12 protein-coding genes and 1 pseudogene are annotated in these 21,777 nt (G+C 65.4%); 3 read left to right on the forward strand and 10 right to left on the reverse strand.

All coding sequences use genetic code 11. The annotated features are described in order from the left end of the window. Window positions 1-70: 70 nt before the first annotated feature. Window positions 71-4,066: a LamG-like jellyroll fold domain-containing protein gene (locus tag MUH00_RS19660; protein WP_247004490.1), complete on the forward strand. Its 3,996-nt coding sequence runs from the start codon at window positions 71-73 to the stop codon at window positions 4,064-4,066. A 237-nt stretch (window positions 4,067-4,303) separates the two neighbouring features. Here the strand turns inward: MUH00_RS19660 and MUH00_RS19665 are convergent. From MUH00_RS19665 to MUH00_RS19675, 3 genes and pseudogenes are all read right to left on the reverse strand, one after another. Beyond that, window positions 4,304-4,666 (reverse strand): annotated as a pseudogene (locus tag MUH00_RS19665) (aldo/keto reductase); the annotation flags it as partial. A gap of 57 nt (window positions 4,667-4,723) precedes the next feature. Further along, on the reverse strand, window positions 4,724-5,926 hold the full coding sequence (locus tag MUH00_RS19670) for a cellulase family glycosylhydrolase (RefSeq protein WP_247004492.1): 1,203 nt from the start codon (window positions 5,924-5,926) through the stop codon (window positions 4,724-4,726). A 1,109-nt stretch (window positions 5,927-7,035) separates the two neighbouring features. After that, window positions 7,036-10,071 carry a LamG-like jellyroll fold domain-containing protein gene (locus MUH00_RS19675; RefSeq protein WP_247004494.1) on the reverse strand — a complete coding sequence of 1,012 codons (3,036 nt, stop codon included), beginning with the start codon at window positions 10,069-10,071 and terminating at the stop codon, window positions 7,036-7,038. A 480-nt stretch (window positions 10,072-10,551) separates the two neighbouring features. Between MUH00_RS19675 and MUH00_RS19680 the strand changes: the two genes are divergently transcribed. Next, entirely contained in the window at window positions 10,552-12,003 is a 1,452-nt protein-coding gene (locus tag MUH00_RS19680) for a sulfatase family protein (protein ID WP_247004496.1), read from the forward strand. A gap of 19 nt (window positions 12,004-12,022) precedes the next feature. Here the strand turns inward: MUH00_RS19680 and MUH00_RS23255 are convergent, their stop codons facing one another. From MUH00_RS23255 to MUH00_RS19705, 6 genes are all read right to left on the reverse strand, one after another. Then, on the reverse strand, window positions 12,023-12,130 hold the full coding sequence (locus MUH00_RS23255) for a hypothetical protein (RefSeq protein WP_425603068.1): 108 nt from the start codon (window positions 12,128-12,130) through the stop codon (window positions 12,023-12,025). 30 nt (window positions 12,131-12,160) lie between these two features. Next, window positions 12,161-13,345 (reverse strand): inorganic phosphate transporter, encoded by a 1,185-nt coding sequence (locus tag MUH00_RS19685; protein WP_247004498.1) that lies wholly within the window; start codon window positions 13,343-13,345, stop codon window positions 12,161-12,163. A gap of 92 nt (window positions 13,346-13,437) precedes the next feature. Continuing rightward, window positions 13,438-14,970, reverse strand: coding sequence for an oligosaccharide flippase family protein (locus MUH00_RS19690; RefSeq protein ID WP_247004499.1), 1,533 nt, complete (start codon window positions 14,968-14,970; stop codon window positions 13,438-13,440). 56 nt (window positions 14,971-15,026) lie between these two features. Continuing rightward, window positions 15,027-17,252, reverse strand: a complete 2,226-nt coding sequence (locus MUH00_RS19695) for an ABC transporter ATP-binding protein (RefSeq protein ID WP_247004501.1) — start codon at window positions 17,250-17,252, stop codon at window positions 15,027-15,029. A gap of 87 nt (window positions 17,253-17,339) precedes the next feature. Beyond that, complete coding sequence (locus MUH00_RS19700; RefSeq protein ID WP_247004503.1) at window positions 17,340-18,311, reverse strand: ABC transporter permease; 972 nt, start codon at window positions 18,309-18,311, stop codon at window positions 17,340-17,342. Then, window positions 18,298-19,317, reverse strand: coding sequence for an ABC transporter permease (locus MUH00_RS19705; protein WP_247004504.1), 1,020 nt, complete (start codon window positions 19,315-19,317; stop codon window positions 18,298-18,300). Before MUH00_RS19705 ends, MUH00_RS19700 begins: the two co-directional genes overlap by 14 nt. 344 nt (window positions 19,318-19,661) lie before the next feature. Between MUH00_RS19705 and MUH00_RS19710 the strand changes: the two genes are divergently transcribed. Continuing rightward, the gene (locus MUH00_RS19710) at window positions 19,662-19,904 is read left to right on the forward strand and encodes a hypothetical protein (RefSeq protein WP_247004506.1); all 243 of its coding nucleotides are present in this window, start codon (window positions 19,662-19,664) and stop codon (window positions 19,902-19,904) included. 43 nt (window positions 19,905-19,947) lie between these two features. Here MUH00_RS19710 and MUH00_RS19715 read toward each other — a convergent pair whose 3' ends face one another. Then, window positions 19,948-21,726: an ABC transporter substrate-binding protein gene (locus MUH00_RS19715; RefSeq protein WP_247004508.1), complete on the reverse strand. Its 1,779-nt coding sequence runs from the start codon at window positions 21,724-21,726 to the stop codon at window positions 19,948-19,950. Window positions 21,727-21,777 lie beyond the last annotated feature (51 nt).

The following is a 21,777-nucleotide window of genomic DNA, read 5'->3' on the forward strand; positions in this document are numbered from 1 at the left end:
ATCAGTACCCGGGACGCTCCGACCGTCCGCTCCGCGAGTGAGACGTGACGCGAGCGACTACGCCAGAACTATGACAGACGGAGATACGCCAGACGACCGGCGGAGAGAGCACAGACCATCGATCGACGAGACGGACGTCCCGCGACGGACATTCCTGACCGGCTTGGCGGCCGCAGGCGCGCTCGGCGCGGCCAGTTCGGACGGCCTGGCTGACGGCGTCGCGGCCGAATCGACGGCCACCGGCGAAACAGGCTGGGAACCCGCTGAAGTTCCCTTCGGGATGGAGACGCCCTGGACGAGCGATGTGGGCCCGGAGAACGCCCGGCCGGAGTATCCGCGGCCGCAGATGGTGCGCGAGGAGTGGCGGAACTTAAACGGCGTCTGGCAGTTCGCCGGCGCCGCCGAGAGCGAGTCGCCGCCGATCGGGGAGGCGCTCGGCGAGCGAATCCTCGTTCCGTATCCCGTCGAGTCGCCGTTATCGGGGATCGCCCGCCACGAGACGTGGATGTGGTACCGACGGCGGTTCGAGGTCCCCGACGAGTGGATCGTACCGACTGCCCATTCGGGCAACGTCGAGAACAACCCGAATGCTCAGCGGCTCTTGGTGCACTTCGAGCGAGTGGACTGGGAGGCGACCGTCTACGTCAACGGCGAGGAGGTCGCCCGACACAAGGGCGGGTACGATCATTTCGTGGCGGACGTCACCGACGCGCTCGTCGAGGACGGCCCGCAGGAACTGGTCGTCGGCGTCTACGACCCGACCGGAAACAACACCGAACCGATCGGCACGCAGCCGAAGGGGCGCCAGGGCGTCGGCACCGGCTACGGCGGCGAAGGAACACTCTGGATGACACCGACCTCGGGCATCTGGGATACGGTGTGGATGGAACCGGTCGCCGAAGCGCACATCGAGGAACTGCAACTGACACCGGACCTCGGCGAGGAGGTGCTCCGGCTCACCGCCGAAGCGCCCACCGACGACGCGACGGTGGTCGCGACGGCCTACGACGAGGACGACGAGAAGGTCGGGCGCGTCACCGGACCAGTCAACGAGGAACTGGAACTCCCGGTACCGGACCCGCGCCCGTGGTCGCCCGACGATCCGTTCCTCTACGACCTCGAGGTGGAACTCCGCCGCAAGGACGGGCCGGGTCGGGTCGCGGAGGCTGGCGGCGGGAAGCTCCTGGACCGCGTCGAGAGCTACTTCGGCATGCGTTCGTTCGGGATGCGCGAGATCGGCGGCGTCGCCCGGCCGACGCTCAACGGCGAGCTGTTCTATCCCATCGGCACGCTCGACAGCGGCCAGTGGCCGGACGGCCTCTACGCGGCGCCGACCGACGAGGCGCTGGTCTGGGAGCTGCGGGCCCAGAAGGAACTGGGCTACAACATGGTGCGCAAGCACGGCAAGGTCGAGACGCGGCGGTGGTTCTCCCACGCGGACCGGCTGGGACTGCTCGTCTGGCAGGACATGCCCAACATGGAGGAGCCCGCGTTCGAGGGCCTCGATGTCCCGTGGGAAGAGTTCGACCGCGACCAGTTCGAGACCGAGCTCCGCGCGGTCGTCGACGAACTCGATGGCCACCCCTCGATGTCCGTCTGGATCCCGTTCAACGAGGGCTGGGGGATCCCGGCCGGCGACGTCGAGTACGTGTCGGAGATCGCCGACAAGGTCGCCGAGTGGGACCCCGAGCGTCTCGTCAACCCGATGAGCGGCTACAACAAGCAGATCGGCGGCCCGAACCGCGAGTGCGGCTGTGGCGACGTCAACGACGTCCACGAATACCCCGGCCCGATCGCGCCGGAGCCGGAACCGGATCGCATCTCCGCGCTCGGCGAGTTCACGACGCCGTCGTACGGCGTCGAGGGCCACGTCTGGGGCGACATCAACACCGGCTCTACGGCCGACCGGTTCGTCGAGGAGTACGTCGAGGGCGTCCGCGAACTCCGGGAACTCGTCGTTTCGGAGGGGCTCAGCGCCTCCGTGTACACCGCGACGACCGACCTCGAGAACGTCGGGAACGGCCTGATCACCTACGACCGCGAGGTCGTAAAGCCCGACCGCGCCCCCGACGGCGTCCGGCAGGTCCGCGAGGCCCACGACCGGCTTACGGGTGCGGCCGCGGACCTGATGGCGAACGTCTCGATCGATATATCGGTTCCCGACACGTATCCCTCGGGCGGCCTGCTCGGCTCGTCCGGCGCGCTGGAGCTCACCGCCACGCTGGAGAACCCGGAGAGCGCCCCGTCCGTGGCGGAGCCAGTCGAGGACGTCGCGTTCGACCTCGGTCTGCCCGACGGCTGGACGGTCGCGGACGCTTCGGGGACCGAGGTCGACGCGGTCGAGAACGGCGAGTCGGCGACCGCGATCTGGGAGGTCGTCCCCGACGCGACGACCGCCGGCGACGCTACCGTCGAGATCGGGATCGACTACGGCGTCGCCGGCGAGCGTTTCCGGTTCGCCGACGAGCGCTCCATGAGCGCGAGCCTGCTGGCGTACTACCGCTTCGAGGGGAACTTTCGCGACAGCTCGACCTACAGCAACGCCGGCGTGCCGGTCGGCGGCGCCAGCACCGACGACGTCGCGATCGAGGGACAGTCGGCCATGGTGCTGGACGGTGAGGACGACTACGTGCTGCTCGCCGAGCAGGGCGATCACTTCCTGTCGGACGCGTTCGCGCGGCGGTCCGTCTCGACGTGGATTCGCCCCGAGTCGACCGATGGCGTCCAGTGCATCTACAACGAGGGCGGAATCTACAACGGGTTCGGACTCCGCATCGAGGACGGCTCGCTCGTTGCCGGCGTCTCGAACAACGGCGCGCTCGTCACCACCAGCGCGCCGTTCGACCGAACGGAGTGGACCCACGTCGTCGCGATCTTCGACGAGGGGATGCTCCGACTCTACGTCAACGGCGAGGAGGTCGCTGCGAACGAGGACGTCGGCTTCGACACGGTGCCTGGTCACGTCGGCGGCGCTGAGATCGGCAGCTCCACGACGACGACCCCGTGGGGCAGCGAGGTGAACTTCTTCGGCGGGCACGTCGACGCGACGGCGATCTTCGCCGACGCGCTCTCGGAGGACGCGATCGAGACGCTCGGCTCGCTCACCTTCTCCGTCGACGCGCCAGCGTCGTACGACGCCGGCGGAGAGGGCGTTCCGCCGGAATCGTTCGCGCTCGACGCGTCGCTCTCGGACCTCCGGACCGACGACGGGACGGGCTCGGCCCTCGAGAACGTCTCGTTGACCGTCGTCGACCTGCCGGACGGCTGGACGGCGGAGGCGGTCACGCCGACCGAGTTCGACGCTGTCCCCAACGGCGAGGCCGTAACCGCCACCTGGGAGATCACCCCGGAGACGTCGACCCGCGGCGAGGCCGACGTTACCGTCGACGCCGTCTACGACCTCGGCGGAGAGCGGCGCCGGGTCACCGGCGGCGCGGTCCTCTCACCTGTCCGGATCGCCCACTGGCCCCTCGACGGCACGACCGAGGACGCGACGGGCAGCGGTCACGACGCCAGCCTCGAGAACGGCGCGGCGTTCGACGATCAGGTGGCCGTCCGGGGGGGCTACTCGGTGGCGCTGGACGGCGACGACGATTTCGTCGACCTGGCCGAAGGCGGCGACGACTTCCTCTCGCAGTCGTTCACGGAGCGGACGGTGACGACGTGGGTCAGACCCGAGACGACCGCGGGGAGCCAGGTGCTGTACAACGAGGGCGCCGCGGCCAAGGGGCTCGTCGTGCGCATTAACGACGGCGCTCTCGAGGCCGCGACGATAAACAGCGGGACCGCAGTCGCGATCGAGGCGCCGTTCGACCGGACGGAGTGGACCCACGTCGCGGTCGTCTTCGACCGGGGGGCGTTCCGCCTCTACGTCGACGGGACCGAGGTCGCCGCGAACGAGGACGTCGGGTTCGCCTCGACCAGCGGCGGGTACTGGGGCGGCGAACTCGGCGGCGCGGAGGTGGCCTACTGGACGGGCAACTTCGCCGGCCACGTCGACGAGTCGGCGATCTACCGCGAGGCGCTCTCGGCCGACCGGATCGCGGCGCTGGCGAACGCGGTCTGAGGCCGTCTCCAGCGCTTTCTTTTTCGACGACGTCTGGCAGGAGGAGGCAGACGTCGGCGGCGACGCGATTTCTACCGTTCGTCGCTGTGCCCACACGACGACGGTCCTGATCACCGGCGTCAGCGGACTGATCGGCTCCGCCCTGACCGGCCACCTCGGCGGCCGATGCGAACTCCCGGGAATGGTTCCGATCGAGACGGACTCTTTTTCCATTCGCACACGAGGTCGTCGAGCGTCCGGAGCGTCTCCGTCCCAGCGGTGGACGTAGTACACGTTGAGGTAGTCTGTCCCGAGTTGTCGAGGGCCCCCTCGATCTGCGCTCGGACGTGCTTGCGTCCGAGCCCCGGTCGCTCGGGCGGTCGCCGACCGGGAAGAACACTTTCGAGAGGTCTTCGCGGTCGCGGTCTTCGAGCCGCTCGCCGATCCAACGTTCCCTGATGTCCGGCGGGTCGCCGTAGACGTCGGCCGTGTCGACGAAGTTGACGCCGTCTCCTGTGCAGTATCGAGCAGTTCGTGGGCCTCCTCGCGAGTCGTCTCGGTCGTGTCGTCGAAGTCTATTCCGAACCGCCACGTTCCGACGTAGAGCTTCGAGACGTGCAGGCCCGTCGAACCGAGCGTAGTGTACTCCGTGGATCGTCGGCGGCTGCGTGTCGATCCTCAGTTGAAGTACTCCGGATCGGGATACGGGAACGAGTGGTTCTGCCACCCGTCGGGGTAGTACCGTTCTACGCCGGCGAGGGCGTCGCGGTCGGAGGCGTCGAACGGCGTCCCATCCTCGTGGAACAACCCGTTGACGCGCCCGTTCTGGCGCGGCGTCTGCAGGTACGCCGGCTTCAGCATCAACTGCCAGAAGAAGTCGCCGTCGATCTGCCCGTTCGCGTGCGCGTCGTCGACGATCGGGGCGAGCGACTCGTAGTTGGGCAGGAATCTGTTCGGCGGTTCCTCGCGGGTGCGCTGCCACTCGGTGCACCACAGCGGTTTCCCCGTGTTGGCGCGGTGCTGCTCGGCCTGCGCGAGGTAATCCCTCGCCGCCTGCTCGTCGACCGGCAGGTTCATGTGAAATTGGTGGATGTCGAGGTCGTCGTTCTCGTCGTACACGTCGTTGTACTGGAAATCCTTGCAGCCCATCGTCACCGTCCCGTTCGGCGCGTTCGCGACGAATTCGGCGAGCATGTCCTTCACGAAGTCCTGTCGCGGTTGCACGTCGCCGGGTTCGTTCATGATCTCGGTAGCGAGCAGCCGCGAGTCCTCGCCGAACTCCTCGGCCCACCGGCGCGTGAAGTGCAGCGGCGACCGTGCCCATCCCGACCAGTCCCGCGGCTGGATGACGTTCTCGCGGGATGGCGAGTGAACGCCGAACGCCGTCTCGGGGTCGGTGTCCGTCCGGTTGGCCTCGGTCGGTTCGTCCTCGGGCGGCGCCTCGAAGAGCACCAGGATCGGTCGGATGCCGCGCGCGTCGCACTCCGTGAGGAAGTGTTCGACGTGCGCGAAGAACGACGGTCCGTCCTCCTGCCAGTACTCGTATGACGCCAACACGCGCAGCGAGTTCAGGCCCAGCGACCGCGCGTAGTCGAGGTCCCGCTCGATCTCGGCGTTCGCGTAGTTCGACCAGATCTGGTAGTTGTTCCAGGAGCCGTACTGGAAGTACTGTGCGCCGCGGATCCCGGTGAGGGCGTCCGGATAGGCCGCCGCGCTCGCGGCGGCCGTCAGCAGGCCCGACCCGGCCGTCGCCGCTCCGACCGCGCCCACCGTCTTCAGGTACATCCTGCGGTCGGGGTCGCCGAAACGCTCGACCTCGGTGGCGCGTTCGCTATCGCCGTGACTATCCGATACCTTGTCGGCAGCCGTCTCTCTTGACATGCACCCTATCTATCGGTGAACAATGTAATAAAAGTATGTAAGAAACCGAAGTTCGATACGCTCGCCCTCGAACGCGAGCTTCCGCGCGTCGCCATGGTCCGAATGAAGATCACCGCGGAGTTCTCCAGGTACGCTGCTGTTGCTTGACCATCTCTCGGGCCTCGAGCGCCTTCTCCCACTCGTCGAAGTAGTACCGATACTAGCTCGTCACCGACGACCGATTCGAGTGTTCCTCGACGGCGAATACAGCTCCTGCGAGTAATAATCCCCAATGCCGGCGGGTCCAGAGCCCGTATCCGGCGGCCAGTGCGGCGACTCCGAGCGACAGATACCAGGCACACTCATGATGCCGAGCACCAGTAGCGCGACGCCAACGAGAACTGCATAGGCTGCGATACCTTTCACATCGAACGGGATTACTGCCCGGTTCGAAGCGACCTGCGGTACCCTTCTTACAAATATCATTTCCTGTGATCGCGGTGATGAGTCGATCTATTTCGTCCGTGGGTCAGATCGCCGACAGGGATCGGCACTACGCGCGTAGTGTCGATCGATGAATTTCACAGTAGGAAACGTGTATCGATCGAAACCGGTGCGGATCGAAGAACCAGTCGCGGTCACGAACCATTCGTACTTTCTGCTCTCATCGGCAGCGGTACTGAGGCAGTTGCGAGGGCGAATTCGTTCACCGACAAGGAACGCAAACCGATTTTCCGGACTCGACTGGCGAAATACACTTCGAAATATTATGAACGATTATAGAATTTACATGCATACACCTGTAAATATATGTCGAATTCCAGAACGTTCGAGGAAAACCGTATCCCAGAAAGAAACGGTTCCGTGCTGCAGTCGTCCTCTTGCCCGGTGAAGAACTCGAAGGTCCGGACACAATGGTCCGTCGCGTTTAAACGACCAACGACGAAGTCTCCCGAAACTACCATTTCTACGCGCCAAAAGCGGCGGCGGCTGGTCCGACGGCCGGCAGCAGTTCGTTCGTCCGAGCGGTGCAAGTTCGCGCAACTGTCACCTCGAATCGACGGGACGGGTTGTCCGTTCGTTCACCGCCCCGGCGGGACCGCGCCTGTCCGCCCGCGCCGATCAGTCGGTCATACGCTCTCGAACAGCTCCGTTAGCCGGTCCTCGGAGAGCGCGGCGGAGTAGACTGCCGTCGCGTCGACGTGCCCGCCGAAGAAGTTCTCCTGCCCGTCGTTCCACGGAGTCGTCGTCACGGAGCCTCCGACGGCGCTTCCAGCGACGTGATCCGGAACGGTCTCGAAGCCGACGTCTTCGTTCGCAGCGACCTCCTCGCCGTTGACGTAGAGTCGGAGCATCCCCTCGTCGAAGACGGCGGCGACGTGGGTCCACTCCGTCCGCTCAAACGACCCCCCGACAGTCACGGTGGTGCCGCTGTTCGCCGCACACGCTTCCAGGGTGCCGTCGTTGAGACGGATCGCGAACCCATTGAAGTGGCCGCCCTCGTTGTAGATGCACTGAAGGCCGCTCGTCGAGTCCGGCCTGATCCACGTCGACACCGTCCGCTCCGTGAAGGCGTCGTGCAGGATTCCCTCGTTGAAGTCGGAGATCAGCGCGTAGTCGTCCTCGCCGTCGAGGGTCAGTGAGTACTCGCCTTCGACCGCGATCTGATCGTCGAAGCCGGCGCCGTTTTGCAGCGAAACCGGATTGTCCAAGTTCGAGCTATCCGCGGGACTGTCCTCGAACTGCCAGTAGGCGAGCAGGGACGGGGTCAGTTCGCGCTCGTCGACGTGGGAGAGGCGTTCGCTGCCGATCGTGTAGTCGACCGCCACTTCGAGCGTGACGTTGCCGGCGGCCTCATCGGGGGTGATCTCCCAGGCGACGGTCACCGACTCCCCCTCGTCGACCGCGTCGATCTCAGTCTCTCCGTCGGGCGCGATCGACCAGTTGTCCGGCAGTCCCGAGACGGACATAGCGACGTTTTCCACGGTAGCGCCCACCGCTTCCCCACTCTCCGGGTTGGCGAACGTGGCGGCGATTTCGAACGGGTTCGGCGAACCAAGGACGCCGCCCGAGTCGTACGAGCTGGGCACCTCGACGTCGATAACCGCGTTCCCCATCACGAGTTTCGACTCCTCGATGATTGTTTCGTGCGCCTCGCGGATTCGCTCGAGGCCGTTCTCCGCTAGCGTCGGTTTGAAGACCTCACGGTCGTAGGTGACATGTCCGTTCGTGACGTTCTCGAGGTCCGTCGTTGCCGTGTACACCGACGCGCTCAATTGCTGGCCGACCATGAGGGTCCGGAGCTTGTCGACGCCCTCGACGTACTCGTCGACGAATTGCTCGGGCGGGACGTCGGTGTTCGGCTCGCCCCAGACGTGGCCCTCGACGGCGACTGACGGCGTCGTGAACTCGCCGAGCGCGGAGATGCGATCCGGTTCCGGCTCCGGGGCTTTCGGACCGGGGTACTGGTGGACATCTTTGATGTGGCCGGCACCCGAGTCGCTGTTGGACCCGACGTCGTAGCCGCTGTTGGCGTCGACGAGTCGCTCGGGATCGAGTTCCGCGATCATCTCGGTGACCTCCCTGACGAAGTCGAGGTTGTCGTTGTAGATCCCCCAGCCCTCGTTGAACGGCGTCCAGACGGCCATCGACGGGTGCGTGTCGTGCTCGGAAACGATCGCCCGGACTTCCCTCTTGAAGTGGGCGCGAGTGTCGCCGTTCCGTATAAGTTCCAAGTCGTCCATGTTGGGCAGGGATTCGTGCATGTTGGGGATATCCTGCCAGACGAGCAGTCCCAGCCGATCGGCGTGGTAAAACCACCGCCGCGTCTCCACGGTGGCGTGCTTGCGCACCGTATTGTACCCGAGTTCCTTCTGGAGTTCGAGATTGTACCGCTGGGCCTCGTCGGTCGGCGCGGTCTGAAGGCCGTCGGGCCACGTGCCGCTCTCCAGCGATCCGATCTGGTAGACCATCTCGCCGTTGAGCGTCGGCCGCGCCGTCCCGCCGACTTCCTGCATTCCCAGCGAACGCATGCCGAAGTAGCTCTCGACGCGGTCCAGGAGCTTCCCGCCGCCCGCTTCGGTGGCCCGGCCGGCGCCGTCCTTGCGGCGGAGCTTCACGTCCAGATCGTAAAGGAACGGGTCGTCCGGGCTCCAGAGGCGCGGGTCCGGGACCGGGAGTTCCAGTTCCTCGTTCGCGGATCCGATAACGCGACCCACTTTTTCGCCGTCCTCGTCGTAGGCCGTCGCGACCACCGTCGCGTCGTCGGTGGGCGCTTCGGCGGTGAGCCGGAGCACCTCCTCGTCGAGATCCGGCGTCAACTCGAGATTCTCGACGTGCGCTTCGGCGACCGGTTCCATCCACACCGTATCCCAGATGCCCGAGGTCGGCGTCATCCAGAGCGTTCCTTCGCCGCCGTAGCCGGTGCCGACGCCCTGGCGCCCCTTCGGCTGCGTGCCGATCGGTTCGGTGTTGTTTCCGGTCGGGTCGTAGACGCCGACGACTAGTTCCTGCGGGCCGCCCTCGACGAGCGCGTCCGTCACGTCCGCCACGAAATGATCGTACCCGCCCTTGTGTCGGGCGACCTCCTCGCCGTTGACGTAGACGGTCGCCTCCCAGTCCACTCGCTCGAAGTGCACCAGGAGCCGCTGAGCGTTCGGGTTGTTCTCGCCGTCCTCGGGATCCGCCTCCGGCACGATCCACTCGTCGGGGACCTCGAACCGCCGTCGGTACCACATCCACGTCTCGTGGCGGGCGATCCCCGATAACGGCGACTCGACGGGATACGGCACGAGGATCCGCTCGCCGAGCGCCTCCCCGATCGGCGGCGACTCGCCCTCGGCGGCGCCGGCGAACTGCCAGACGCCGTTTAAGTTCCGCCACTCCTCGCGCACCATCTGCGGCCGCGGATACTCCGGCCGGGCGTTCTCCGGGCCCACATCGCTCGTCCAGGGCGTCTCCATCCCGAAGGGGACGGGTTTCGGTTCCCAGCCGGACTCCACGGGCTTGGCCGCCGCGCTTGGCTTGATCCCGACGCCGCCGAGGGCTCCGGTCGCGGCCAGCCCCTTCAGGAAGCCGCGCCGCTCTAGCCTGCCGACTGTCGCGTCGTCTGTTCGGTTGTTCTGGTTCGGTTCGTCTCTCGCGTCGTCTGTCGAGTTGTCGCTCATGGTGGATCTCTCGCAGTCGGCGCCCTCCACGGACGATGTGCCCCCGCCCTGCGTGGGCCTGATTGCACGACCGGCCGTTGGAGTCGCCGATAGACGGTTGTACGCTGTACTCTCACGCCGTCCGGAATGTAATTCATGGATAAATATAATAAATCTTCCTGCGAACGAAGCTGCGGTTCGGAAACGGAGATCCGGATCGCAGCAGTCGACCTACGCCGACTCGATCGGGCCAGTGATCCGGGTCAGCGAGTACGGCGGGGCGGTGAACGCGGCAGCGCCGCCCTCGATCCTGACCATCGAGGTGATCGGCGTGACGTTCTCGGGGCACTCGTCCGCGAGGTCGTTCAGTTTGTCGGGGTCCGCGGGGCCGTGTAACTATCGGACGTCCCTCGCCAGCCGGACGCCGGGAGATGCGCCGCCTTGCGGCACACTTAAGTCCGACTCCATCAGTCACGGAAACGGAGTGAGACACGTTTCGCCATGACTCGACCGAACGTCCTCTGGATCTGCACCGACCAGCAGCGCTTCGACTCGCTGGGCTGTTACGGCAACGAGTACGTCGATACGCCGAACATCGACCGCCTGGCCGATCGCGGCGTCCGGTTCGACCAGGCGGTCTGTCAGAACCCCGTCTGCGCGCCGAGTCGGGCGAGCTTCCTCACCGGCCGCTACCCGCGGACGACCGGCGTTCGGCAGAACGGCCAGCAGATCCCCGAGACCGAGACGCTCGTCACGAAATCGCTGGCCGACGACGGGTACACCTGCGGCCTCGCCGGCAAGCTCCACATCAGCCCGTGTAACCCCCGCGCGGAGTGCCGGCCCATGATGGAGACGCGGATCGACGACGGCTACTCCGAGTTCCGCTGGTCCCACGATCCCAACCGGACGTGGCCGACCAACGAGTACCGCCAGTGGCTCCGGGAGCGCGGCGAGGAATACGACCCGACGCCTCATCCGGACTCGGAGTACGTCGAGATGGGCGTCGCCCCCGAGAACACGCAGACCGCCTGGTGCGCCCAGAAGGCGATCAACTTCGTCGAGGAGGCCGCGGACTTCGAGCAGCCGTGGCTCTACTCGGTGAACTTCTTCGATCCGCACCACCCCTTCGTCGCGCCCGAGGAGTACCTCGAACGCTACGAGGAGATCTTGGAGGAAATCCCGCTCCCCGAGTACGAGGAAGGGGAACTCGACGACAAGCCCGACTTCCATCGGGACTACCACGAGGGCGCGTACCGCAACCCGAACCTGTTCCCGTTCGCCGAGATGGACGAGACGGACCACCGGTTGCTCCGGGCAGCCTACTGGGCGATGGTCGACCTGATCGACGACCAGGTCGGACGCCTGCTCGACGCCCTGGAGCGATCCGGTCAGCGCGAGAACACGCTCGTGATCTTCATGTCCGACCACGGCGAGCTGCTCGGCGACAACGGCGCCTACCTCAAGGGGCCGTTCTTCTACGAGCAGTCCGTCCGCGTGCCCCTGATCGTCTCGTGGCCCGGCGAGATCCGCGAGGGCGTCGTCAGCGACGCGCTGGTCGAACTCGTCGACCTCGCGCCGACGCTGCTGGACGCCGCTGGCGTCGATCGTGAGCCGGGGATGCAGGGCCGGTCGCTCTGGCCCCTGCTCGCAGGCGAATCGGACGTCGACGAGCACCGCGACGCCGTTTACGCCGAGTGCTACAACTCGCCGGGCGCGATCTGGGACGAGACGCGCCAGTACGTGACGATGGTTCGAACCGACCGGTACAAGCTCACCAAGGTACACGGCGAGGACACCGGGGAGCTCTACGATCTCGAAGCGGATCCCTCGGAGACGGACAACCTGTGGGACGATCCCGAGTACGCCGACCGCAAGGCCGAGTTGCTCTCGCGGCTCACCGACCATATGGCCTGGACGATCGACCCGCTGCCCGAGCGGGAAGCACCCTTCTGACGCCGACGGCTGGGGTCGGCTATTCGCGCTCTCCGCCGGCGTGCTGCGACCGGATCCACACCCGCATTTCGCCGGGCTCTCGGCGGGTCCGTGCATAGTACGGGATCGCCTTGAACCGCGCGGGCACCAGATCGACATCCGCGGGGCGCGGCCCACCTCACGCGATCGCCGAGGCGAGCGACGCGAGTCCGTAGCCGCACAACAGCGCGAGGGCGAGCGACAGGGCCCAGGCGACGACCGTCCGGCCCATCTTGGACGCGCTCGTCCCGCCCGACCGGCCGGCGTACCCGGCGCCGACGATAGTGCTGACGATGATCTCGTTGAACGATACCGGGATGCCGAAGAACACGGCCGTCTGCGCGATGATGAACGCCGGAAACAGCGCCGCGATCGACCGCTCGGCGGACAGCGAGGAGTAGTCCCGCGAGAGCGCCTTGATCATGCGCGGCGCGCCGGTCCAGGAGCCGACCAGCAGGCCCACCCCGCCGCCGACGAGCGCGGCCGAGACGGACACGTCGACGGCGTCGAGCAGCGGGACGATCGGCCCGAGCGCAAGGCCGACTTGGCTTCCGCCGGCGGAGAACGCGACGAGGCCGCCGAGCCCGAGCAGCATGCGGTACTTGCACGCGACCGGATCACGAGCGGCCGCGCGCCACACGAGGAGGGCGAATGCCCCCGCAAGCGACGCGGTTGCAGCCACGTTCGCGGGCGTCTCGGGGAGCGAGAGCGCCCGCCCGGCGGCCGTCGCGAGCGACGCGGTCCCTCCGGGTGGCCCGAAGACTACGAAGCCGACGTTGGCGACGATGGCGCCGATGACCACGGCCAGCCCCGGCAGCACTCGATCGTCGGCGGCCGCTTCGGACTGCAACAGGCGGGCAGTCGCGTACGCCGTCGCCCCGCCGACGAACGGCGTAAGCGTCCACAGCAGGCCAATTTGGATGTACTTCCCCCATGCGGGCGTGCCACCGGTCGCAAGGCCCACGCCGACCATCGCACCTGTCACAGTGAACGCGGTTGCGATCGGGTAGCCGGCGAATACGCCGACGGCGACGAGCGTCGCGGCGACGAGTAGCCCAAGCGTTGCCGAGAGCGGCGTGAACGCGACGCCGCGGACGAGTTCTGTCCCGACCGCCGCTGTCACGTTCGCGCCCTGTAACACCGCACCGGCGAGGCCGAGCAGGCCAACGACGAACGCGGCCCGCATCACGGAGATGGCATTCGCGCCGACCGCCGGTGCGAACGGCGTTGACCCGCTCGATCCCGCACCGATCGTCCAGGCCATAAACAGGCTGGCGACACCGGCGGCTCCGAACGTCGCTATCGTGGCGACTGCGTCGAACATTCGATCTCTCGGGAAAAGGACCGTCGTCCTACATGAATCGTGCGGTTCCGTCCCGATCAGCCGACACCGATCAGGGGCTCGCCGGCCGCCGGTCAGAGCTTCACCTTGAACGCGTCCGCGTAGCCCGCGAACAGCGCTCCGAACAACTGCTTGTCGTCGGGCTCGACGCCGTAGAGCACGAGCTGCCCGGCGTACGCCGCGACGCCGATCGGAACGCCGACAGCGAGGGCGGCGCCGCCGGACATCAGCAGACTCGCGGCGTACATGGCGCCGACAGATCCCAGCCCGGCCGCGATCGGCTTCGCGAACAGCCGGGTGTAGGGGTGAAGTCCCTCCAGGTACCACAGCTCGACGACCCGACAGAGATTGATCACGCCCAGCGCGCCGGCAGTCCCCAGCGCGGCGCCCACGAGGCCGAACTGGAGAATGAAGTAGTAGCTCAGCCCGAGGTTGAGGACGCCGAGTAGCCAGCTGTTGAGCGCAGTGAGGTACTGGTGGTCAGTCATCAACAGCAGCCAGCCGGCCGACCCGACGGCGGCGTTGAGCAGCTGGCCGAACACGAACAGGACCAACACGAGTTCGCCCCGGACGTAGTCGGTGCCGAACAGTCCCAGCAGTTCGGCGCGGAATACGAGTTCGATCGAGCCCACGAGCAAGGCGCCGCTGAAGATCCACCGGGTGATGGCGCTGTAGGCGGCCTGCAGCTCCTCCGTGCCCCCGTTCGCGTAGAGCCGCGACGCGATCGGGGGGAACAGCTGGTTGAACGCCAGCAGCGGTAGCGCGATGAAGCTCGTCAGGAACAGCGCGATGTTGTAGATCCCCGCCGCGGACGACGACAGCACGAACCCGATCAACAGGACGTCGACGCGGTTCCGGAGGAGGCCGCCGAGGCTGGCCAACGAGTTCGGCAGCGCGTAGTTGAAGAACGCGCGCGCCTCGGCGCCGGCCCCGCGCAGCGACGGTCGGAGGTCGATCCGGACCAGCGAGAGCGAGACCGCGACTAGGAAGACCCCGAACGTCGCGGTGCCGACGGCCGCGACCGTCCCGAGGACGGAGTAGCCGGCCCGAAACGCGACCGCGACCGAGAGCAATCGCGCCCCTGGTCGCAGGATCCGCAGCACCAGCACCTGGTACTCGATCAGCTCGAGCGTCCGGAACAGGTCACTAACGAGGTTGATGAAGACGTTGAGCGGGATCAGGATCGCGAAGATCCGCAGCACCGGCGGGAACGCCGGATGGCCGATCGTCCAGCCGTTGATCGTCGGAGCGGCGACGATCAGCCCCGCCGCGAACAGCAGGCTCGCGGCCAGCGCGGTGCAGTAGGCCAGCCCGAGGATTCGCCGCTGGCGATCCCGGTCGTTCTCGTAGGCCGGGACGTACCGCACCAGCGCCGGGTTCGATCCCAGGTGGGCGAACTGGGTTACCATCTGGAAGATGCGGAGCGCCAGGGCGTACACCCCGTACACGCCGACGCCGAGGCTATGGGTGAGCAGGAGGTTGGTCCCGAACATGATGACCTTCTGGAGCACCGTCCCGCTGATCGTCGCGACGGCCCCGTGGGTTACCGACTCGAGCGCCTCCGATAGCTGCTCGTCGTCCAGCGTCGACTCTGACTTCACTGCCACAGCAGGGACTTTCCACCGAACGTAATAAAACTGGCTACAGCGGCGCGGGGGACCAGTCAGTCGTCGGACTGCCCGGTCGCGTGCGCTCCGGCACCGGCCTCGCCGGCGGTCGATCCATCGTCGCCGGTGATAGCAGGACTCGACCAGTACTCGTGGTTGTCGTACTCGCGGAAGCAGGCCGCCTGGTGGATTTCGTCGCCGTCCGAGGACGTCGGCTCGGGCGTCTCGCGCGAACAGACCTCGCGGGCCTCGGGACAGCGCGTGTGGAACCGACAGCCCGACGGCGGATTCTTCGGGTTCGGGATGTCGATATCACGGATCGGCATCTCCTCGTCGCCCTTGTCGGTCTCCAGGTCGGGCGTCGCCCAGACGAGGCTCTTCGTGTAGGGGTGTTTCGGGTCGTTGACGATCTGGTCGACGGGCCCCATCTCGACGATCTCCCCGAGGTACATCACGCCGATCCGCCCGCCGGCCTTCTCGGTGATGTAGCGGGCGTTCGAGAAGTCGTGGGAGATGAAGAGAAACGCGGTGTCGAATATCTCCTGCAGCTCGAGCATGAGGTCCATCATCTCGACGCGCAGGGAGACGTCGAGCGCGCTGATGGCCTCGTCGCCGAGAATGAGGTCGGGCTCCATCAGGAGCGCGCGGATCAGCGCGACCCGCTGTTTCTCGCCGCCCGAGAGCTGGTGGGGGTACCGCTGTGCGTAGTCTTCCGGCGGGGACATGCCGACCCGCTCTAGCATCCCGAGGATGCGGGCCTGCCGGTCCGCCATGTCGAGGTCCGGATTCCACTGCTTGAGCGGCATCGTCAGGCTGTGCATGATCGTCCGGTTCGGGTTCAGCGCGCTTCCGGGGTCCTGGTGGATGATCTGCAGGGCTTTCCGGATCTCGCCGTGCGGGACGTCGACATCCCCTCTTCGGTCCTTGGCGTCCCAGACGTCCTGCCCGCGATACTTCACTGAACCGCCCGTTGGCCGCTGGAGACCGATCGCGGTCTTGCCCAGCGTCGTCTTGCCGCAGCCGGACTCGCCGACGAGCGCGACAACCTCGTTCTCGTAGATGTCCAGCGAGATGCCGTCGACCGCGCGGACGATGTCGGGGTCGCCGAACAGGTCGGCGATGATGCCGCCGTCGGCGTCCTCGAAGTGGACCTCGACATCGTCTAACGTGACGACCGGCGTGCTGTCCTCGTCGGCCGCGATCACGTCGTAGGTGCTCTCGTCGGCGTCCTCGATCCGCTCTCGGATTCCCTGGAGGGGGACCGCCTCGGCCGACTGCTCCCAGTGGTGGCACTTCGCCCGGTGGTCGGCGTCGATGCCGTAGTACCCCGGATCGACGCTGACGCACGTCTCGTCGGCCATCGGGCACCGTGGGTGGTACGAGCACCCCTCGGGCACGTTGACCGGGTCCGGCGCCGACCCCTCGATCGGCTTCATCTCGTCGACGGGCGCCTTGATGTTCGGCGTTGCGTTGAGCAGCGATCGAGTGTAGGGGTGGGCCGGGTTCGTCAGGATCTCCTGGGTCGGCCCGGACTCGACGAACTCGAAGGCGTACATCACCGCCAGCCGGTCGGCCAGCTCGGCGACCAGCGGGAGGTCGTGGGTAATGAAGACGATCGTGATGTCGTACTTGCGCTGAATCTTCTCCATCAGCCGGATGATCGACCGCTGCATCAGCAGGTCCAGTGCGGCGGTCGGCTCGTCCATGACGAGCACCTCGGGGTCTAACACCATGCTCAGCGCGATGAGCGCCCGCTGTTTCATCCCGCCGGAGAGCTCGTGTGGATACGAGTCCATCACGTTGTCGGGCTCCATGAACAGGTCGGCGATGAGATCGCGGGCGTGCTCGATACCCTCTTCGACGTCGTAGCCGTGGGCCTTGAGCGTCTCGACAAAGTGGTTGCGAATCTTCTTCGTCGGGTTGAACGAGTTCATCGCCCCCTGGAACACCATCGACACCTCCTCCCAGCGGAACTGCCGCAGCTCCTCGTCGCTCAGTCCCAGCACGTCGATCGGTTCACCGTTCTCGGGGTGGTAGACGACGTCACCGCTGAGTACGCCCGGGTCGACGACGGCGTCCAGCATCGCGGACGCGAACATCGACTTTCCGGAGCCGGATTCGCCGACGACGCCGAGGATCTCGCCGCGCTCGACGTCGAACTCCACGTTGTCCAGGACCCGAGAGGTGCCTCGATCCATGTCGAAGGTAACGCTGACGTCGCGCAACTCGAAGATCACGTCGTCGGACGTCCGAGTCGATTCTAGCCGTACGTTCTTACTCATGTGTTGCAGTGTCCATCGACTTCGTTCTGTGTGTCGGTTCCTCGTGCCGAGGCGGCGTTTGCTGCCAGCCGGCTGTCGGCGCCCCGGTCATCGTGCTTCCTCGTCGACGGTCTCGGCGTGGCGGGCCCTGAGTCGCGGGTTGAACACCTTGTCGGCTGCCTGTCCGAACATGATGAGGCCGAACGACAGCCAGACGACGCAGATCATCGGCAAGATCAGCCAGTGCGCCGATTGCCAGGTGTACAGCGATCCGGCAGCGGTGTAGGCCAGGTTCATCATGACACCCCAGTTCTGCGTGCTGACCGAGAGGATCCCTAGGAAGTACAGGCCGACGGAGGCGAAGATGACGCCCCGCGCCGCGTTGACAAGGTTGATCATGATGTAGGGCATCAGGTTCGGGACGATCTCGTGGCGGAGGATCGTCCGGGTCGGGATGCCCATCGTGCGCGAGGCCTCGATGTAGGACTCCTGGCGGACGCTGAGCACCTCCGATCGGAGCGCCCGTGCGAGCCCCGCCCACCGCGGTAGGGTGATGACGATCCCGACCACGAAGGGATTCGTCGGCTCGAAGATGACCGCGATGACGATCACCAGCGGCAGTCCCGGGACCGCGATGATCGCGTCGCAGATCATCATCAGGATCTCGTCGATTCGCCCGCCCTTGTAGCCGGCGAAGGTCCCGACGATCGTCGCCACCGAGATGTTGTACAGCGCGCCGCCCGCGATCATCAGCAACATGAACGGGGTCGCGTGGATCAGCCCCAGCATCAGGTCGTTGCCGTACCGATCGGTCCCGAGCGGGTACTCCATGTTCTGGAACGGCGATAGGAGCACGCCGCCGGTGCCGTCCGGCGGGTTGGTGAGCCAGACGCCGACGGTCCCGACGAGGATGAAGAACACGATCGTCGAGAAGCCGAACAGCCCGCGCGGGTCATTCAACAGGATCCGGAGCGGCGCGAGGACGTTCGTGTCTAGGACCGTGCGGTAGTACTCCTTGCGGGAGATCTCGACGTCGGAGACGGTTTCGAAGGGATTCGATCGCTCGTCAGAATGACTCATGTCGCTCACCCGATTCGAGCCGCGGGTCGAGTTTGCCGTACGTCAGATCGGCGATATAAATGCCGATCACGACGGCGACAGTGATCACCAGGAAACAGCCCATCATGAGCGTGTAGTCCCGGGTTTTGATCGACTGGAACAGCAGAAGGCCGGCCCCTCTATAATTGAACACTTTCTCCAAGATGACCGCGCCACCGAACATGAACCCGATGGAGATCATCAGGCTCGTGTATAGCGGCAACAGCGCGTTCCGGGCGACGTAGTGGAGCGCGATGCGCCGCGATCGGAGTCCGCGCAACTGCGCGACGCGGATGTAGTCTTCGCCCATCACGCGGACGCTGTTCCCGCGCATCCCGAGCGCGCGGCCGCCGATTCCCGTCACGACCATCGACGCGATCGGGAGCGCCGCGTGGACCAGTACGCCGGCGAAGAATGCGTAGTTCAGCCCCGGTACCGTCCCCGGCGTCATCCGGCCGCCGATCGGGAACAGCTGCATCTGGTAGCCCAAGATGTATACGAGCAGGATGGCGACCACGTAGTAGGGGACCGACGTCAGAAACGTTGAGAGCGAACTGAACGCGACGTCGAATTTGGTCCCCTCGGCGTAGGCCATCAGCGCACCGAGCGTGATGCCGAGCGTGAACGTCAGCGTGATCGCCATCGCCATCAGGAATATCGTCCAGGGCAGGCGTTCGGCGATGACCGACGCTACCGCCTCCTGATGCCAGATCGATCGTCCGAGGTCGCCCTGGAAGACGGCGACCACGTAGTCGATGTACTGCTGCCAGAGCGGCTTGTCCGGCTGGATGTTCACGTACGATTCGACGAGTGCGTTGAGCTGCTCCATCTCCTGGGTGGTTAACGACCCGCCTTTCTGTTGGATGAGCCGTGCCCGGATGTAGTCCTGTGGTCCGCCAGGGAGCTGTCTGATCATCACGAACGTGAAGGAGACGACAGCGTAAATCGTCAGCAGCGCCTGCAGCGTCCGTTTCAGGTACCAGTTCATCGCTCGCGCCTCCGTCGGTACGTCGACTGGTTACAACTCCGAACGGTCATCGTCCACCTCCATCGTTGCCTACCATGTGATCACGAATATCTGTATTCATCACTCTCCTCCTTCATGAGAGATACTGTCACAATTGTTCGTGAATCGGTGATGACTTATATCTGTCGGATGGACCGGCAGATGGTTTACCTGTTCGCAACGTCACTTTCCTCGAAATCGGCGTCCGACAGCGGGAGTCGTCGCACCGTCGAGCCCTACGGTGACCGCCCCACGCGTGCACGAGCGATGTACTCGCCTCAGCGGCGATAGATGCGTTTTTCCCGCCGGGTGCGCTGTCTGGGGATATGTCCGAACGAATCCTCGAACGGATCTGTGAGATACGGTGGATCGGAGTGGAATTGCTCATCATCGATGCCATATTGCTCTTGCTCTTGCTCTGGTCGTTCCTGTACGTAGAGCCTGGGACGTCGACGTACTACGTCGCGCTGCTAAGCCTCGGCCTCATCGTCGCGACGCTGCTCGGCGGCGGCGCGCTGGTGTACAGGTGCAACCAGATACAGGAAAAGAAACTTGACCGGGCCGACTGATCCTCGAAAGAAGACGCTGCGGTCGAACCGCGCTCCGCTCGGATTATTCCTCCGTCGTCTGGATCAGCGCTTGATTGCTGCCCTCTTTGGACTCCTTGAACAGCTGTTGGGCCGGCCCGTGAACGTACATCACGTCGTCGTCGAGATCCGGGATGTCGAAGCCATCGCTCGAGAGGTACGACGGGAAGGTAGCATCAGTCAGCTTGAAGTACGGCAGATCCTGGTTGAACCACCACGCGTACTGTTTAACGGCTTCGGTGACCTGATCATCCGATTGGTTGGCAGCCAGCGCCTGGATCATCTCGCTGAGGTTGACCGTCTCCTGGCTCCCGTCGGGCTGGCCGATCGGCGGCAGTTCGACCTCGTCCGTGGGGTGGGCCGAGTGGGACGTCTTCGGCGCCTCTAACACGTCCTGTGCGAAGAAGTACGGATGCGGGCCGCCCAGCAGCGCGTTGAATCCGAGTTGGAAGTCGCCGTTCCCGCGCGCGGTAAAGAACTGTCCCGGCTCGACCGTCGTCGACGAGAACTCGATGCCGAAGTCAGGCAAGGACTGCTTGAGCGTCTCGCTGACGCCGATCGGGCCGGGCCACGGCGGACTCATCCACTCAATCGCGATCGGCTCGCCGTTGGTGTCGTACCACTGCCCGTCGGACCGCTCTAGTCCGGCCTCGCGCATCTTCTCGGCCGCCCTGTCGGGTTTGGACCCGGGCCCGTAGCTCGTCAGCGTGTTCTCTAGGAAGTCGGTCCCGAGCCAGTTCTCGGCCATCTGGTCGGTCATCCCGGAGATGTATTGGGACGCTTGATGGCGCGGGTTGACGTTCTGTTCGACCGTGTTGCGGTCGATCAGAAACGCCATCGCCTGGCGGAACTCGCGGGTCGCGAACACCTCGTTGCGGAAGTTGAACATCGGCGCCAGCCCCCCGAAGGCGGGAATGTCGATCTTGTGTAGCGTGTCCGGGAGTTGTTTCGCGACGTCGGCCTGGACGGCCTGGGTGACGCGCCCGTCGATACGGTCGGAGATCATCATCTGCCAGATGTCCTGGTCGCCGCCGACCGAGAGCTTCTTGTATGTCGTAATGTTGGTCTCGATCGGATAGTTTTCGTTCCGCTCGAGCATCCACTGGCCCTCCTGCTCGTCTTTGACCTTGTACGGACCGTTCGCCATCGGATCGTCGTCGTCTTCCGCGTACCGGAACTGGAGGAACTCGTTCGAAATCTCCTCGCGTTCTTGGTCCGAGCTGGCGTTCTCGAACTGTTCGACCCAGTCGGCGAACTCGCCGTCGCGCTTGACGTGGATCTCCCGGTTCAGGATCTGGATGAAGATGTCTGGGTTTATCTCTTCTTGGAGCGACAGCTCGATCGTGGCGTCGTCGACCGCCTCGGCGCCGTCGATGTAGTTCCAGATCGGATAGTCGATGTGTCGTTCGAGTTCGAGTTGGGTGACAACGTCCTCGGCGGTGACCGGATCGCCGTCCATCCAGGCGTAGTCGGAACTCAGCGATAGGGTCGCGGTCGTCCCGTCGATCTGGAGGTCGGTGCCGATGCGGTTGTGCCACTCGCCCGTCTTGTAGTTGTACTGGAACAGGTAGTCCCAGATCAGGTTCGAGAGGCCGCCTACGTACTGGCCTGTGTTGTAGGGGTTATAATGCACTTCGTCCGGAGAGGAGTTGATCGGCGCCACGAATGTTCCGGCTGCGTTTCCGCCGCCGCTTCCGAAACAACCGGCGAGCGCGACGACGCCGGCTGCCCCGCTCGCCTGCAGGAGGTCTCGGCGGGAGATGCAGCTGTTCCCGTCGGATACGTGATTGGCATGGTCTGCCATGATACGTGGGTAAGTCTACCACTATTTTAAGGTTTCGTAATATATCACAGA

Source organism: Halosolutus gelatinilyticus, assembly GCF_023028105.1.
Classification (GTDB): domain Archaea; phylum Halobacteriota; class Halobacteria; order Halobacteriales; family Natrialbaceae; genus Halosolutus; species Halosolutus gelatinilyticus.

What these genes read in the sequence shown, in the direction of transcription:
- MUH00_RS19660 (WP_247004490.1), top strand. Translation starts at nt 71, where the DNA reads ATGACAGACGGAGATACGCCAGACGACCGGCGGAGAGAGCACAGACCA.
- MUH00_RS19670 (WP_247004492.1), bottom strand. Translation starts at nt 5,926, where the DNA reads ATGTCAAGAGAGACGGCTGCCGACAAGGTATCGGATAGTCACGGCGAT.
- MUH00_RS19675 (WP_247004494.1), bottom strand. Translation starts at nt 10,071, where the DNA reads ATGAGCGACAACTCGACAGACGACGCGAGAGACGAACCGAACCAGAAC.
- MUH00_RS19680 (WP_247004496.1), top strand. Translation starts at nt 10,552, where the DNA reads ATGACTCGACCGAACGTCCTCTGGATCTGCACCGACCAGCAGCGCTTC.
- MUH00_RS19685 (WP_247004498.1), bottom strand. Translation starts at nt 13,345, where the DNA reads ATGTTCGACGCAGTCGCCACGATAGCGACGTTCGGAGCCGCCGGTGTC.
- MUH00_RS19695 (WP_247004501.1), bottom strand. Translation starts at nt 17,252, where the DNA reads ATGAGTAAGAACGTACGGCTAGAATCGACTCGGACGTCCGACGACGTG.
- MUH00_RS19700 (WP_247004503.1), bottom strand. Translation starts at nt 18,311, where the DNA reads ATGAGTCATTCTGACGAGCGATCGAATCCCTTCGAAACCGTCTCCGAC.
- MUH00_RS19705 (WP_247004504.1), bottom strand. Translation starts at nt 19,317, where the DNA reads ATGAACTGGTACCTGAAACGGACGCTGCAGGCGCTGCTGACGATTTAC.
- MUH00_RS19710 (WP_247004506.1), top strand. Translation starts at nt 19,662, where the DNA reads ATGTCCGAACGAATCCTCGAACGGATCTGTGAGATACGGTGGATCGGA.
- MUH00_RS19715 (WP_247004508.1), bottom strand. Translation starts at nt 21,726, where the DNA reads ATGGCAGACCATGCCAATCACGTATCCGACGGGAACAGCTGCATCTCC.